Below are 14,072 nucleotides of genomic sequence, written 5' to 3' on the forward strand. Positions count from 1 at the left end.
CAACAGGGCTACCGAGCTTCAATTCGTGATGTCGCCATGATCGTTGGTCGGGTGTGGGATGCGGCGGAGTCCGGGGCGGATGAGACCGAGCAGGTGGTCGGGATCGAGTTCGGTGATCGTTGGTCGGGTGTGGGATGCGGCGGAGTCCGGGGCGGATGAGACCGAGCAGGTGGTCGGGATCGAGTTCGGTCAGGCCCGGCAAACTCTGTCTTGTTTTCCTTCGATCGAACCGGCGTCTACCCCTCGTTTTCGGCGGAGATGGTTTCACTGTCGCAAAAACTCGGCGGCACAACGGGATTCAGCTCGAATACCGGGTGTTCGGCGGCGATGCGTGCGAAATCGTTCGGACCGGCGTGGCGGCCGACGCCGAGGGTCCGGCGCAGGACCACGCCGCCGAGCCGACGTGCGATCCGGAGGCCGACGACGTCGTTGAGAACTGCTGCCGCCTGATCGGTTGGCAGTTCCACGGCGGTGAAGTCCAGGCGGCGGTGGCCCGCAACCAACGAGCCACGACCCGCGGCGCGTAGGTTGCGCACCCACTGAGCATCGCCGGTGTGAGTGGCCACCAGCCAGCGCTGGTCGCCGTGCTCGAATACATCCACCGGATTGGTTCTGGGCAGTCCGGTTCGCCTGCCCGCCACGGTCAACAGCATGACCGGGCCCAATAAGACTCCGATTCGCAGCAGCCATGCAATGACCCGGCCGATGACACCGTGGCCCAGGCGTGCCCCGCCGATGAGATGCGCCGCCACGAGGACGAGCAGCACCAGCCCGGCCAGCAGGCCACCCAGCCAATCCCACAACGCGGCGGTGCCCACCACGGCAATCGCCAGATGCGCGATTACCAACACCGCACCCAGCCCGCCGAGGGCCGCGCCTCCGGGCCGGAGCCGGCGGCGCCGGGTCGAGGTGGAACGAGTGTGAGAAAGCATGACCGAAGTCCCTTCGACGTGGACCGGACCCGCACGGGCCAGCCAGTTCCATCCTCTATGGGCGTTTGCCCATACTCTATGGGCAAACGCCCATAGAGGGCAAGGGTCTGCATCGCGACCGCGCTCGGGCACAACTGCGATCAGCTCATAGACTGGGCAAATGCCCACAGCGGCTTCCGGCCACTGTGACGTCATCGGCGGAAGGAACGGAAAAATGCGGGGTGTCCCACGTCCGGATCTGCGTGAGGAACTATTCGCCGCCGCAGACCGGATCATGGCTCGCGAGGGTGCTGCGGGTCTGACCAGCCGCGCAATCACCGACGAGGCCGGATGCGCGAAGGGGATCCTGCACAACCACTTCGACGGGTTCGAGAGATTCCTCGCCCAATACGCGGGAGACCGCGTGCAACGCGCCGTGCACCAACTGTCCGATCTCCCCGGCCGCGCCGGCCACGGCGAGGTCGCCGACAATCTCACCGACGCCGCGGTCGCCCTGTTCAACTCCGGCGCTGTGCCGGTCGCGGTTCTGATCACCAGCCGCCCCGCGCTCGCGGCACAGATCAGCGCCGCCGTCGACCCGGGATCGGCCCTGCGCTCGATCGAAGGCCTGTTCGCCGACTATTTGACCACCGAACGAGACCTCGCCCGCCTGCCCGCCGACACCGATCCCGACATCCTGGCCTTCACCCTGGTCGGGGCCATCCACCACATGTTCTTCACCCACCCAGGCCACGAACTTTCGCCGGGTCAGGTCCGGCGCATCGTCACGACGCTCCTGCCGCGCTGAAAAGCCACATCGCATCGGCGAATCGCCTACAAATTCGGTTACCGGGCTGATTCGCGATCTCGTCATCACCGTCGGTCGAGGGGCAAACCGGTCCCGGTCAGGCATCGCTGCGCTATGACGATTCATACAGCTCGATGATCGGAACCCCTCGGCGTGCGATTGCCGATGCAGGCTCTCGTCACCATATCGCCGCCAGCTGCGATACCTCCGCCCCAGACCTCGGCGTCACCGACGTCGAAATTCGTGGACTAGAGGGCGTCATCGGCACCGTCGATGACGCCGACATCGGCAAACTCAGCGACGGCCGACACAGGCGGGCGCGATCGGTGGTGCGGGTCTTGCCGATGGACTGGGCGGGATGCCTGCCGACCGCCTGGAGGTTGCCATGGCCGCTGATCCCCACCCACGGATGGCTTGGCTACGGGGCCTCACCACGCCCGACCGAAACGGCCCTCCATTGAACAGTCGCTGAGTGCGAGCGGTCTGCTCGCCGTCCCCGGTCCTGCGACCAAGCCTCGATGAAGCGATCGAAACAGGTTGCGGTGCAAAGATGTCCCCTCAACAGACCGCCGAACGGCGGGTCTGCTCAGCATGTGGACCGCAGTTGTGGGATGGGAAGCCCGGCAGCGGTGAGCATCAGGTAACGCCACACCGGGCCCAGCTGTGGAGTTTTGTTGCCGCACAGAGGTGTTGTTCCATCGACGACCGGCAACGCGTGCGCGGTCAACCCGCGCGCCGACGGGGTGGTCATGAGCAGTTCGTGGCTGCCGCCGGAGGGCGGGAGGCCATTGTTGAGGTCGGTGGCGCCGAGGCCGTCCAGCCCGAGCGCGGTCCAGTCGGCCCGGATCTTCCGGTAGAAGGGGTCGTCGACATGAACGAAACCGGCATAGTGGTTCAGCGGGGTCAGGTGATCCCCGGCGATCCAACCGGCCGGTGTGTCCGACAAGGACGAATCGACGATCGAGGAGAACATCACCACGCCGGCCACCCGGCGGACCTTGGCGATGTAGGCGGCCTCACCGCCGCCCTGCGAGTGCCCGGCGACCACGATCTTGTCATAGACAGGGAGCCCGTCCGGTCCGAGGAATTGCCCCCACCCCTCTGCTGGATCCTGTCGCTGCAGCGCGCCCAGCAGCGCCGCGAGACGACGTTGGATCGAGTTCGCGGCATCGACGTCGCTGCGCGGCGAGGGCATGCCGTCGAAGACGCTCTGGCGTTGCGGCGCATCACCTCCAGAACCGGCTCCGGCAGATCCACCCGCGGCAGCATCGCCTCCACTCCGATCCGCGGATCCACCAGCGACGGCGGATCGGGCACTGCGGTCAGCGCGGCCACGTGCAGCCGGCCGTCGGCGTCCACGCTGATCTGAGCATCGTCCTCGAGATTCCGGTGGAGCTGTTTGTTCGAGCACGCACAGTGTGTGCGCGGCTCGGTCGACCGTCTCCTCATTGCGGTGTTCCGCCTGATGAGACGTTCGTAGCGGTCGCCCGTTGTGTGTCGACGGTCGAGGCTTTGCGGCCGAGGCGGCGCGTTGCCTCGAGAGAGTCGAAGTTGTCAGGCCAGGAGGACAGCAGCGTCGGATCGGCGATCACCTTGCCGCGCCGGATTTCGTCGACTGCGCGCGGTCGTGTCGGAGCACCACACCGCGGTGCACACGCTTACCTCGGCACTGCTCGGCGGGCACCCCACCTCCACGATGGCCCGCGAGTGTGGCATCGACATCGCCGACCGCTATCGCGTATTGGCCCTCGCCATTCCTTCCCACCTGGACGAATCCAACCCGACGCTGGACGCGAAAGTTGTTGCGCGCCACAAACTCCGGCGGCTGCAGGCAGAACTGGCCACCCGCTGCGACGACACCGTGCTGTCACTGCTTTCGGTCGACGGCGGCACCCTGCTCATTACCGCCGATCGCATCACCAAGGGCGCCGTAGAGGAACTCATCGGGCATCTGTCGCGGGCGGCGCGCGTGCCCATCACCGCCACCATGGTCACCGCCTCCACCGACACTCTGGCCACGGCCGCGGATCAAACTCACGAATTGCTCGATGTCGTCTCCCGGCTGGGATCTGTGCCGGGCCTGTATCACTTCGACGACCTGGCTCTGGAATACCAGATCACCCGTCCCGGTCCCGGCCGCGACCATCTGGGTTCGCTGCTCGACCCTCTGGACGAGCATCCGGAACTGCTGGGGACCTTGCAGGTCCATATCGCGAATAACCTGAACCGGCAACGCACTGCGCGGCTACTGAACGTGCATCAACACCGTGGACTACCGGCTCAAGCGGCTCGGGCAGCTCACGGGGTTCGATTCCACTCAGGCGAGCGGGCGTTCAACTCGGTGCGCGAATGGACAGTTCGGCATCACCGTGTGCACAGTTCGTCCAACGCCGACTGGCTCCGATCGTCCGCGGCGCGGTAGATCACCAACAGATGGTCCGGATTCTGAAGTGGCGTAAGCGTTTCGAAATGCACTGCGATCACACCGACGTCAGGATGCCGCATCACCTTACGCCCGCGGCCGTTGAGCTTGACGTCCCGCTCGGCCCACAATCTCGCGAATTCCTCGTCACTGCCGGCGCATTCGGCGATGAGGTCGGTCAATGCCTGATCCTCCGGATGCGCGGCCCACGCGGTGCGCAGGTGAGCGATCCCCTCCCGCACGACGCGTTCGCGCTCGGCATAGCGCTCCCGCATTTCCGGGTGCAGCAGGCACAACCACATCGCATTGCGCTGTGACGGTGCCAGGGTGTCGAAATCCAGGAGCAGCCTCGCCATTTCGCTGTTCCAGCACAGGATGTCGTAGCGGTGGTTCATCACCATGGCCGGCAGCGGCGACAGGTCACCGACCAGCCCGGCCAGCGATGGCGCCGCAGTGGTGGCGAGCTTGTCGGCAGCGCGGGGGCGCTGCTGGGCCAGGCCGAAGAGGTAGGCGCGTTCGTCGGAACTCAGGCGCAGCGCCCGGGCCAGCGCCTCCACCACCTCCGCCGAGGGCCGCAGCCCGCGGGCCTGTTCCAGCCGCACGATGTAGTCGGTGCTGACCCCGGCCAGTTCGGCCACCTCTTCGCGGCGCAGCCCCGGCGTCCGTCGGGCCTGCCGAAGCGCCGGCAGGTCGAAATCCCGTGGATCCAGGCGTTCGCGCCGGGTCCGCAGGAAGGCGGCCAACTCCTGTGTCACGTCCACGGTGCCGGTGAGCATGGGCGGTACAACAGCCCGGGTAGGACTGGTGTTCCCAGGAACTTCCTTCCCTTACCTTCGGCTCGCGGTGGTCGCAGGCTGGTGCTCGACGACGATCACGAGCACAGGAGGACACGATGCCGCTCACCCTCGACACCTACCGGCTGCTGGGCCGCTCCGGGCTGCGGGTCTCACCGCTGGCCCTGGGCACGGCGACCTTCGGCACCGAATGGGGCTGGGGCACAGAGCAGGAGGATGCACGCAAGCTGTTCGACACCTACATCGAGCGCGGCGGAAATTTCATCGACACCGCCGGCACCTACACCAACGGCAGCTCCGAGCGCATGCTGGGCGAATTCACCCGCGACAATCGCGAAAGTCTGGTGCTGGCAACGAAATACACGACCCAGCGCCGGCCCGGTGACCCGAACTCCGGAGGCGCTCACCGCAAGAGCCTGTTCGCGTCGGTGGAGACCAGCCTGCGTCAGCTGAACACGGATTACATCGATCTGCTGTTCCTGCACGTATGGGACTCCACGACACCGGCCGAGGAGATCCTGCGCGGCATGGACGACCTTATCCGCCACGGCAAAGTCCTGTACGTGGCGATCTCCAATGCCCCAGCCTGGGAGGTCTCGCGCATGCAGGCGATCGCGGACCTGCGCGGCTGGTCACCGCTGGTCGCGCTACAGATCGAATACAGCCTCATCAACCGGGACGGAGAACGTGACCTGATCCCGATGGCACAGGCGATGGGCCTCGGGGTGACCCCGTACTCACCGCTGGGCGGCGGCGTGCTTTCCGGCAAGTACAGCCGCGCCGACCTGACCGCGACGAGCACCAACTCCGGTGAAAGCAACCGCAAGAGCTTCAACGCCGGCTTGGGCATGGTCACCGAACGCACCCTCGCCATCGCCGACGTCGTGCGGGAACTCGCCGCAGAGGTGGGACACACACCCGCCCAGGTAGCACTCGCCTGGACCCTGCAGAACCCCGGCGTGACAGCACCCGTCATCGGCGCTCGCACGCCCGAGCAGTTGATGGGGAATCTGGGCGCTCTGGAGATCGACTTCACCGCCGATCAGCTGGCCCACCTCGACAAGGTCAGTGCGATCGACCTCGGCTACCCACACGACCTGCTCGCCAGTGACCACATCCGCACTGTCACCGCAGGCGACCTGAAGATCGAAACCCGCCGCTGACACCCGACCGAACGCCAACGGCAGCACTACCGCTGCCCCGGGACAAGATGACGCACCACGGCCGGCTGCAACGGGAACCCGAGCCGGTTCGCCCACCGCGGCACCGTTCCGGTCGCCGATGTCGACGGCCCGATCGACCTGTCCGAAGTGATCGTCTACGTCGGACCGCGCTTTTCGTGACATACGCTGCCAGGTCCCGTTCTCATGGTCCTTGGAACAATCGAGCGCAGGGCAACCCTGGCAGTTGAGGATTGTCGTAGCCGATCCGGATCAGTTCGATTGCGTACCAGGGCCTCCGATGCCAGTCCCTGATCAGATTGGCTACCACCACAGAAGAGGCAACATAATCGAAGGCCATGTCGCCCAGCCAGATACGTAGATGCATGTCCTCTGAAGTGAATGACCAAGGTTCAGACATCTTTTCCTACGACAAATCGGTTTTGTTGGGACCCCGGTTATCCTGACCGGTTTCAAAAATCGCGGCCTCATTCGTGCAGTCTCGGTCGGTGGTCATCAGCACATGCGATGTACGCTGCGGGAACGATGCATTTTATGTACCTATTCGCTTTGCCCTTGGCGATATCTTCCGCGTCAGAGTAGACATTGGCCGTTACTCGCTCGTTACAGTCGGTATCGGAGAGGTTACTGTCAGCGGATTCACCGGCTCCGAACGCTTGGTGCGAGGGCCTGGTGCGAGGTCGCATGAAATGGCAGTGGCTCGAACCGGGGGAACCGCAGAAGGTGTCAGTGGTAGGCCGCACGAAATTGTCAGTAGCCTCCGTGGGAACGCGACTGGCGTCGGGTTCGTCGGCTGCTCGTCGACCGTGCTCATGCCGGCAACGGGCTCGGCTGTGCGCTGCCCGGGCCCTGGGCGCGATTAACGACATGACCGACCCGGACTGACCACGGTGCCGGTGGCGCGGTCGAGGAACAGGCCGGTGAGGATGTCGCCGGCTTCGGCGGTCGGTGACGGCCGCGGCGGTGACCGCGGTGAGAGCGTTGTCCAGGCCGGTGCGGTTTTGCGGCTTGTGCCGGAGAACCCGGCATCGCCAGTTGGGCGTCCGGAACCCGGCAGGTCCTGTTGCCGCCTACAGGACCGACCGTATAGTCGCATTGGTGCCGAGGTTTCGCTCACTACCGCTCGATCGGCTGCCGCTGCCGCTGCAGACGGCGGCGTTCCGTACGGTGCTCGCTCTGCCACGGCCGGTCCGGCGCACGATCGCGGGGTCGGCCGCCAGGATCGACCACCAGGAACAAGATCTCGACGCCCAATTAGTCACCCGTCTCATGCGGGTAGTCGGTATCGACCCATTCGGCGATCCCGTCGCCCGTGCCCGCACGCACACCGATGCGGGCGGGATCATCGCAGGCGGTGCCTCGGCGGCTGCCGGAATGGCAGTCCGGGAGGTCATCATTCCCGCTGCGGGCCATGACATTCCGGCAACTCTGTACTCTCCGTCCGGCCTGCCGGAAGACGCGGGGCTGCTGGCCTTCTACCACGGCGGGGGGTGGTGCGTGGGGTCGCGCCGCAGCCACGAACCTGTGGCGCGATTTCTCGCCGAGAACGCCAGTGTCCGCGTCCTGTCGATCGAATACCGTCTCGCGCCCGAACATCCGTTCCCCGCCGCCGTCGACGACGCAGTGACGGCGTTCGATTACGCCCATGCCCACGCGTCCGAGCTCGGCGCCGATCCTGCGCGCATCGCGGTCGGGGGTGACAGCGCGGGCGGCAATCTGGCCGCGGTCGTCGCCCAGCACGCCGCCCACACCGGCGGTCCAGCACCCGCATTTCAGCTACTCATCTATCCCGCAACGGATTTCGAGGCGCAGACCCCTTCCCGCCGCCTGTTCGCCGAGGGCTTCTTCCTCTCCGACGACAACATCGCTTGGAGTCGCGCCAACTACCTGCCCGCGGGCGCCGATCCCACGGACCCCCGGCTGTCACCGCTGTACGGCGATGTCGGCGGCGTCGCGCCCGCCTACGTCGCCACCGCGGGTTTCGACCCGCTGCGCGACGAAGGCGAGAGCTACGCCGAGAAGCTCACGGCCGCAGGCGTTCCGGTCACTCGTGACCGCTATTCCGATCTGCCACACGGATACGTCAATCTCCTTGGAATCGGCGGGCGAGCGCGGCAGGCGATGCTGGCCGCAGCCCACGCGCTCCGTGCGGGCCTCGCCGAGCCGGTCGGCCGGCAACCATGACGGCTACACGCGCAGCGGCGACGGATCAGCTTCTTAGAGTATGCGGGTCGCCGACCACCCGCGTGCGGGATCGAGTAGCCGACCGTGCCCGGACATTTTCCGCTCTCCGCGGGCGCCCATGCTCAGAGGCCGGGACTTTGCCAGCTTTCGCTGCTGCCACGACCTCATGTCGCCGGATGTGATGCGTAATGCTGTGTTCGCGGAACCGCAGGCCAACAACAGGATCCGCTCCGCGCCGTCGACCACACCGCCGGCCCGCGAGCACGCAGGAACGGTCCTCGCTCTGCGAGGTAGCAGGATCTCGCTGGTCGTGGGGTTGACACCATAGGTGGCAAGATCACCGGAGAGTGCTCGGTAATGCCGGATAGCGTGTGGGAGAACGGCTGAGCGCCCGTCCGTAACCGGGAAAATGGAACTGTGCGCCGGATAGATGGTCCAGGTGCCACCGCAGCCCTGACGTCGAGAGTATCGATTGTCAGCAACGCGGCTGTCATGGCTGTTGCCCTTCTCGATGGACTACGCGGTAACGCAGATGTGTGGCGCCGCGGCCTTCGAGCCGGCGAATGAGTTCCAGTTCGATGTGGCCTTGTGCTGTCGGTTCGAACAGGCGCCGTCCTCCACCGAGCAGTACGGGGACGAGGTGCAGTTCGAGTTCGTCGAGCTGGCCTGCTGCCAGCAGAGCCCGTGCCGCGCCCGCGCCGTGGACCAGCACGGCTCGATCTCCCGCCGCTTCTCGGGCCTCGTCGGCACACGCGTCGACGTCGGTGTAGAACTTCGCGTTGCCCGGTGGCACGTCGGCCGGGTCGATGGTGTGGGTGAGCACGTGGATCGGCACGCCGTCGTGGTGGTCACCGTTCCATCGCTTGGCCAGCTCGAACGTGCGGCGTCCGGATATCACGGCGCCGGTGGAGGCGGCCTCGGCGTACACCTGTCCGTTGACCCCTTCCGACATCCGGTCGTCGAGCCAGTCGAACAGCCGGCCGCCGTCGCGGCCGAGTTCCTGGCCCGGCCGGTCGTCCGGCCCGGTGATGTACCCGTCGACCGACACGGACATGTACAGGCGCAGCGGCGTCCTGTTCATCCTCAATTTCCTTTCTCCGGCCAGTCGGCGGCGGTCATGCCGTCGGCGTGGCCCGCGGGCCACTGGACGAGTTCGATCCGGCGACCGTCCGGATCGGCGATGAACGCCGTCTTCAGGCCGTCATCGCCGTCGTGCCCCGGGGCGACCGGCTCGATCCCGTGGCCGGCCAGCACATCGAGCGTGTCGGCCATCGACTCCACCTGCACGACAACATGACTGACGTCGGTACCCCGGTCGACCGGGTCGCCGTCGTGCACCAACTCGACGGTGACGAACTCGTCGCCAGGGAGCTTCAGCATGGTCAGATGCCCGATCGGCGTCTCGGGCACACTACCGACGACCTCGTATCCGATAGCCGTGTAGAACGCCAGCGACCGCCCGAGATCGGTCACCCGCAACCCGATGTGCAACGTTCTCATCCCCGTACCTCCTTTGTCTGCGTCGATCATGCTGCGACCTGGATCGTTACGGCTACCCCACCTTTCTGGGGTTCCGGCTAGGTTGAGGCATGACCACCTCCCCGCCTCCGACGAACTTCGTGTCGTCCTGTCCAGCAGTACCGGCACTTGGGGCGCGCTCACGGTGTTCCGCGAGAGGTCTACGAAACCGCTACGCAGGAACCAGGACTCGGCCTCTTCGGTCTCACCTACGCTTGACCCGCTCGTGGGGTGAGGCGGCACAGTCCACTACGCCGAGGTCGGTCTGCTCCGGCCCAGCGGGCACCCATCGACGCCTGGCCGAGGAATACCGCGCCAACCGCCGGCTCGGCCTCAACTACGACGACATGGCCCCGGGACTGTCGCAGTACATCCACGACGCGATCCTGGCCAACTGCCACCGCGGCACTCGATCCGCTGCCCGATGATCCCGAGGCGGTTATCGTCGCGGAGGCAAAGCACGGCCGACCTGAGGAGACAGCATTGAGCACGACCGTGACCGACGAACAGATTCAAGCGCTGGCCGCGACCGCGAAACCCTACAGCCTGGCCGTGCTGCACTGGGGACCGAACCGAAACATGGACGGCGCGAACGCAATCGAACTCGAGCACCAGCGCCGCATGGTCTCGCTGCGATCCGATGGCGTGATCGCCGTCCTGTGCCCGGTCGCCTCCGACACCATCGCAGGCGTCGCGATCATGACCGTCCCCGCCGAAGAGGCCACCGCGACACTCGCCGAGGACCCGTGCGTGCAAGCCGGAATGATGCACTACGAGGTACACCCGTGCCACGGCTTCCCCGGGGACACTCTTCCTGCTTGAACGATCGGTTCGGGGCGGTCGAACCACATCGGTGATGCACTGACTCTTCGAGCGCGCCATCGGTGGTTGGACAGCCCCTCCATTCGCCACATGGTGAGGCTTTTCTCGTCCACGCAGATGCGTCGTGCTGCGACCCGGCCTGGCCTGCTCCGCAAAGCGCGAGAAGGCGAGCCGGAGACATAGTATGTGTGTTTCGGGCGACCCGGCCCTCGGTACGACGTAGATCCAGAAAGGGCGGGCCGAGTATGCCGCGCAGCAATACCCCACTCGAGGCGGCGCCTTGGGGGTCGCGGCTGCTGGGACGCGAGGACGAAGCCGCGGGAACTCGGCGGCTGCGCGTGCAATTGCTGTTGACGGTGCCGATCGTACTGGCCAACCTGGCCGGTGTATTCGTGTCGATCACGTTGATCGGTTTCGTCCTCCCCGGACCTTCCGTCTTCGCTGAGAAGATCGTCTTGGTCGATGCCGTCGCCGCCCCGGTATATGCCGTGGTCGCCGTGTTGATCGGCGTCTGGTGGGGCACTGTGCGCGGTTTGAGCGCGCTGGGCTGGGCCCTCGACCCGGATGTGGTGCCCACCGAACGGCAACAAGCCGCGGCCGCAGCAGTGCCGCGGCGACTGGTGCGGATCCAGGCGGTGCTGTGGTTCGGCGGTGTGGCTGTGCTCACACTGCTCGCTGGACTCGCCGACCCCGGGCTGATCGCCAAGGTCGCGTTCGGGATCACCTTCAGCGCGGTTGTGGTGTGCGCGAGTACCTATCTGATCATCGAATTCGCGTTGCGACCGGTGACCTCGCGAGTGCTCTCGGCACGGAAGTCGCGTTCCCGCCGCGGAATCGGCGTCGTCGGGCGATCGTTGTTGATGTGGATGGTCGGTTCGGGTCTCCCGGTGGCGGGCCTGATGGTGCTCGCGGTGCTCGCTCTGTGCACCGACGATGTGAGCACGGCCCGGTTGGCAGTGTGCGTGCTTTCGCTGGGCGGTGCGACCCTGCTGATCGGCTTGCTGCTGATGACACAGACGCTGGCCGCGACCGTCGCCCCGATCAGTGGTGTGCGCCGAGCGATGCGCGAGGTGGAGAAGGGCGAATTCGATCTGGAACTCGCGGTCTACGACGGCACCGAACTGGGCGAACTGCAGAGCGGTTTCAACAACATGGTCGGCGGTTTGCGCGAACGCGAGCAGATCCGGGACCTGTTCGGCAGGCACGTAGGGCGCGAGGTCGCCAACGCCGCACTGACAGGCACGGCCGCGCTCGGCGGCGTCGAAGTCGAGGCGGCCGCACTGTTCATCGATATCGTCGGATCCACGACCATGGCCGCGTCCCTGCCCGCACCCGAGATGGTCGCGATTCTCAATCGCTTCTTCAGTGTGGTGGTGGACGAGGTGGAGCGCCACGGCGGCTTGCTCAACAAGTTCGAAGGGGACGCGGCGCTGGCCGTATTCGGCACGCCTGCAACGCTTCCCGACGCAGCGGGCGCCGCATTGGCGTGCGGCCGCGCGATCCACGCCCGGCTCGATACCGACGCCGCGGATTTCGTCGCTGCGATCGGAATCGCCGAGGGCCGTGTTGTCGCAGGCAATGTCGGCGCTCGGCAGCGCTACGAATTCACGGTGATCGGCGACGCTGTCAACGAAGCCGCCCGCCTCTGTGAACTGGCAAAACGCGACTCCCTACTCCTCACCTCGGATAAGACGGTTGCCGCGTCCGCCCCCACCGAAGCCGAACACTGGCAACTCGGCGAATCGGTGACCCTGAGAGGCCGGCTCACCCCGACCCGCCTGGCCCGCCCTATTCAGCGACCAGCACCGGCACCCACAACTGAGGGAACAGGCCGACAGGCGGTAAATCCTGAAAGGTAACCGAAATCCATGTGGCACACCGTCGTGCATAAACGACGAGTAGCTAGCCCCGTCGGACCCGTGTGGCTTTGTTGTGGTCGCCGTTGCGGCGTTCCCGCGTTCGAGGTTTCTTCAACGGTGTGGTCCTGCTACAGGGGTGCTGGCTCTCACCCATGCCCACACCACCCGCACCGGCGCCTCCGGGCAAATGACCACCGCGCCGGCGGTGGCACCACAACGAGTCCAGCCGACGACGACGGCCGCGCCGCCGCACCCGTTTCAGTGTTGCTCGGCGCCAACCACATTCACCGGGCGTCCACCCCTTTTCCCGGGTACGCCCTTGTCGAACAGCCAGCGCTCGATGCCATCAAGTCGAGCAGTCCCGGTCTCCTGCCCCACCACTCGAGCAGGTCGTCGACAACGCCGGCCCAAGACTGGCTCTATTTATACATCCAAATTTTGTATAAACTAAGGTGCGGTGGCGCACCCCGCCGGATCACTCGGCGCACCCCGTCGGAAGCGGATCCGGTTCCCGTCACCTCGGCGTCTCGCTCAGCGCTGCGGCAACGATGCACCGACAGGTGCGATCGTTCGACGGCCGGGGTACGTCACCACCATGCCCGTCGAGGATGTCGACCGAGAGGGGATTCACCGTTGTCTGCAGCGCCCGTCGACGTCGCACCCGTTCCGGCAGGCAACGGTGGCCACGACCAGACAGTCCAGCGAGCCGATACCGGAAGCGATCCTCGACCGACGGCTACATCCGTCACAGGAGCCGCGGGATCGCTCGCCGCCGAACTCGGTCGCAGGGCTGCCCGGACGCGCCGGTGCACCGAATCATGGTGCGGGATCGGCCGATTCGTGCACTGCCCGACGGGTCGGACACGGTCTGGACGGTAGTGGCGGCCCGCAGCTGCCGCGGCGCTGACGGGCCCGCGGGGGTCACAGGGCCCCGACAGAAGGTCCCGCTGTCCCGGACACCCGAGGCAGCAAGAGTGAAGGTGGGTTCATATGGCCACAAACGTGACGTCGTATGTCATGCGGGTATCGGACCTGGATCGTTCGATACGCTTCTACCGCGAGGTGTTCGAATGCTCGCAAGCACTGCGGGAACCAGACGCCGCGCTGCTCCTGACGCCCCCCGGTTTCCAGCTGTACCTCTGTCTGAGCCGGCATCACGGCGCGCTACCGGTCGGTGGTATCGGTGTCGAGCAGATCGTCTGGTCGGCCGACAGCGAAGCCGAATTACATCGGATCGAGGGTCGCCTGCGTGAACACTACAAAAGCACCTACACCCACACCCGCAACGGAATCACCTTCGTCGACGGTGTCGACCCGGACGGCATCCGCATGCTGATCACCCACCCGACCCCCCAGCAGCTTCCCCGCGAGGTGATCGATGACCGGTTCCGGTGAGACCAGCGAATCCGGCCTCGGCGTCGTCCCGGCGCCTGCACCAGCCTGTGACGACCGCCGGCACCCGACTCGGCCCGGCGCCGATCGTGATGAACGGCCCGGCCGGCCAGACTATTTCGCGACCGTCAGCAGCACTGCGCTGTCCTCGATCGCCTCGAGGCTGTGGCGGGCCTGCGGC

At 66.1% G+C, this 14,072-nt stretch carries 13 protein-coding genes and 1 pseudogene; 9 read left to right on the forward strand and 5 right to left on the reverse strand.

The genetic code is table 11. The features are described 5' to 3' along the window. Positions 1-236: 236 nt before the first annotated feature. On the reverse strand, positions 237-1,127 hold the full coding sequence (locus IG65_RS37040; protein WP_197039893.1) for a nitroreductase family deazaflavin-dependent oxidoreductase: 891 nt from the start codon (positions 1,125-1,127) through the stop codon (positions 237-239). Between the two features lie 19 nt (positions 1,128-1,146). Here IG65_RS37040 and IG65_RS0123235 point away from each other — a divergent pair, with 19 nt between their 5' ends. After that, positions 1,147-1,719, forward strand: coding sequence for a TetR/AcrR family transcriptional regulator (locus tag IG65_RS0123235; protein WP_030517070.1), 573 nt, complete (start codon positions 1,147-1,149; stop codon positions 1,717-1,719). A 586-nt stretch (positions 1,720-2,305) separates the two neighbouring features. Here the strand turns inward: IG65_RS0123235 and IG65_RS0123240 are convergent. After that, entirely contained in the window at positions 2,306-2,914 is a 609-nt protein-coding gene (locus tag IG65_RS0123240) for a hypothetical protein (RefSeq protein WP_030517071.1), read from the reverse strand. Between the two features lie 414 nt (positions 2,915-3,328). Here IG65_RS0123240 and IG65_RS35025 point away from each other — a divergent pair. Next, a pseudogene (locus tag IG65_RS35025) lies at positions 3,329-4,178 on the forward strand (PucR family transcriptional regulator); the annotation flags it as partial. Here the strand turns inward: IG65_RS35025 and IG65_RS0123255 are convergent. Next, positions 4,084-4,917 (reverse strand): helix-turn-helix transcriptional regulator, encoded by an 834-nt coding sequence (locus IG65_RS0123255; protein ID WP_030517072.1) that lies wholly within the window; start codon positions 4,915-4,917, stop codon positions 4,084-4,086. The pseudogene IG65_RS35025 and the gene IG65_RS0123255 overlap by 95 nt on opposite strands. A gap of 116 nt (positions 4,918-5,033) precedes the next feature. Here IG65_RS0123255 and IG65_RS0123260 point away from each other — a divergent pair, with 116 nt between their 5' ends. Together IG65_RS0123260 and IG65_RS0123265 are read left to right on the forward strand one after the other, a co-directional pair. Continuing rightward, positions 5,034-6,098 (forward strand): aldo/keto reductase, encoded by a 1,065-nt coding sequence (locus IG65_RS0123260; protein WP_030517073.1) that lies wholly within the window; start codon positions 5,034-5,036, stop codon positions 6,096-6,098. A gap of 1,116 nt (positions 6,099-7,214) precedes the next feature. Then, positions 7,215-8,300 (forward strand): alpha/beta hydrolase, encoded by a 1,086-nt coding sequence (locus IG65_RS0123265; protein WP_231509368.1) that lies wholly within the window; start codon positions 7,215-7,217, stop codon positions 8,298-8,300. 490 nt (positions 8,301-8,790) lie between these two features. Here IG65_RS0123265 and IG65_RS0123270 read toward each other — a convergent pair whose 3' ends face one another. Further along, positions 8,791-9,381 carry a dihydrofolate reductase family protein gene (locus tag IG65_RS0123270; RefSeq protein ID WP_030517075.1) on the reverse strand — a complete coding sequence of 197 codons (591 nt, stop codon included), beginning with the start codon at positions 9,379-9,381 and terminating at the stop codon, positions 8,791-8,793. A gap of 2 nt (positions 9,382-9,383) precedes the next feature. Further along, on the reverse strand, positions 9,384-9,800 hold the full coding sequence (locus IG65_RS0123275) for a VOC family protein (protein ID WP_030517076.1): 417 nt from the start codon (positions 9,798-9,800) through the stop codon (positions 9,384-9,386). A 233-nt stretch (positions 9,801-10,033) separates the two neighbouring features. Here IG65_RS0123275 and IG65_RS37920 point away from each other — a divergent pair, with 233 nt between their 5' ends. The 5 genes from IG65_RS37920 to IG65_RS39245 form a co-directional block, all read left to right on the forward strand. Beyond that, complete coding sequence (locus tag IG65_RS37920) at positions 10,034-10,246, forward strand: TipAS antibiotic-recognition domain-containing protein (protein ID WP_156055737.1); 213 nt, start codon at positions 10,034-10,036, stop codon at positions 10,244-10,246. A gap of 55 nt (positions 10,247-10,301) precedes the next feature. Continuing rightward, positions 10,302-10,640 (forward strand): hypothetical protein, encoded by a 339-nt coding sequence (locus tag IG65_RS0123280; RefSeq protein WP_030517077.1) that lies wholly within the window; start codon positions 10,302-10,304, stop codon positions 10,638-10,640. Positions 10,641-10,885: 245 nt separating this feature from the next. Further along, positions 10,886-12,499 (forward strand): adenylate/guanylate cyclase domain-containing protein, encoded by a 1,614-nt coding sequence (locus IG65_RS0123285; RefSeq protein ID WP_051756709.1) that lies wholly within the window; start codon positions 10,886-10,888, stop codon positions 12,497-12,499. A gap of 990 nt (positions 12,500-13,489) precedes the next feature. Continuing rightward, positions 13,490-13,894, forward strand: coding sequence for a VOC family protein (locus tag IG65_RS0123290; protein WP_030517079.1), 405 nt, complete (start codon positions 13,490-13,492; stop codon positions 13,892-13,894). Continuing rightward, positions 13,878-14,072: hypothetical protein (locus IG65_RS39245; protein WP_231509370.1), on the forward strand; the 195-nt coding region annotated here is incomplete at its 3' end. The genes IG65_RS0123290 and IG65_RS39245, both read left to right, overlap by 17 nt.

The sequence above is a fragment of the Nocardia sp. NRRL WC-3656 genome, assembly GCF_000720265.1.
Lineage (GTDB): Bacteria > Actinomycetota > Actinomycetes > Mycobacteriales > Mycobacteriaceae > Nocardia > Nocardia nova.

What these genes read in the sequence shown, in the direction of transcription:
- IG65_RS37040 (WP_197039893.1), bottom strand. Translation starts at nt 1,127, where the DNA reads ATGACGTCACAGTGGCCGGAAGCCGCTGTGGGCATTTGCCCAGTCTAT.
- IG65_RS0123235 (WP_030517070.1), top strand. Translation starts at nt 1,147, where the DNA reads ATGCGGGGTGTCCCACGTCCGGATCTGCGTGAGGAACTATTCGCCGCC.
- IG65_RS0123240 (WP_030517071.1), bottom strand. Translation starts at nt 2,914, where the DNA reads ATGCCCTCGCCGCGCAGCGACGTCGATGCCGCGAACTCGATCCAACGT.
- IG65_RS0123255 (WP_030517072.1), bottom strand. Translation starts at nt 4,917, where the DNA reads ATGCTCACCGGCACCGTGGACGTGACACAGGAGTTGGCCGCCTTCCTG.
- IG65_RS0123260 (WP_030517073.1), top strand. Translation starts at nt 5,034, where the DNA reads ATGCCGCTCACCCTCGACACCTACCGGCTGCTGGGCCGCTCCGGGCTG.
- IG65_RS0123270 (WP_030517075.1), bottom strand. Translation starts at nt 9,381, where the DNA reads ATGAACAGGACGCCGCTGCGCCTGTACATGTCCGTGTCGGTCGACGGG.
- IG65_RS0123275 (WP_030517076.1), bottom strand. Translation starts at nt 9,800, where the DNA reads ATGAGAACGTTGCACATCGGGTTGCGGGTGACCGATCTCGGGCGGTCG.
- IG65_RS0123285 (WP_051756709.1), top strand. Translation starts at nt 10,886, where the DNA reads ATGCCGCGCAGCAATACCCCACTCGAGGCGGCGCCTTGGGGGTCGCGG.
- IG65_RS0123290 (WP_030517079.1), top strand. Translation starts at nt 13,490, where the DNA reads ATGGCCACAAACGTGACGTCGTATGTCATGCGGGTATCGGACCTGGAT.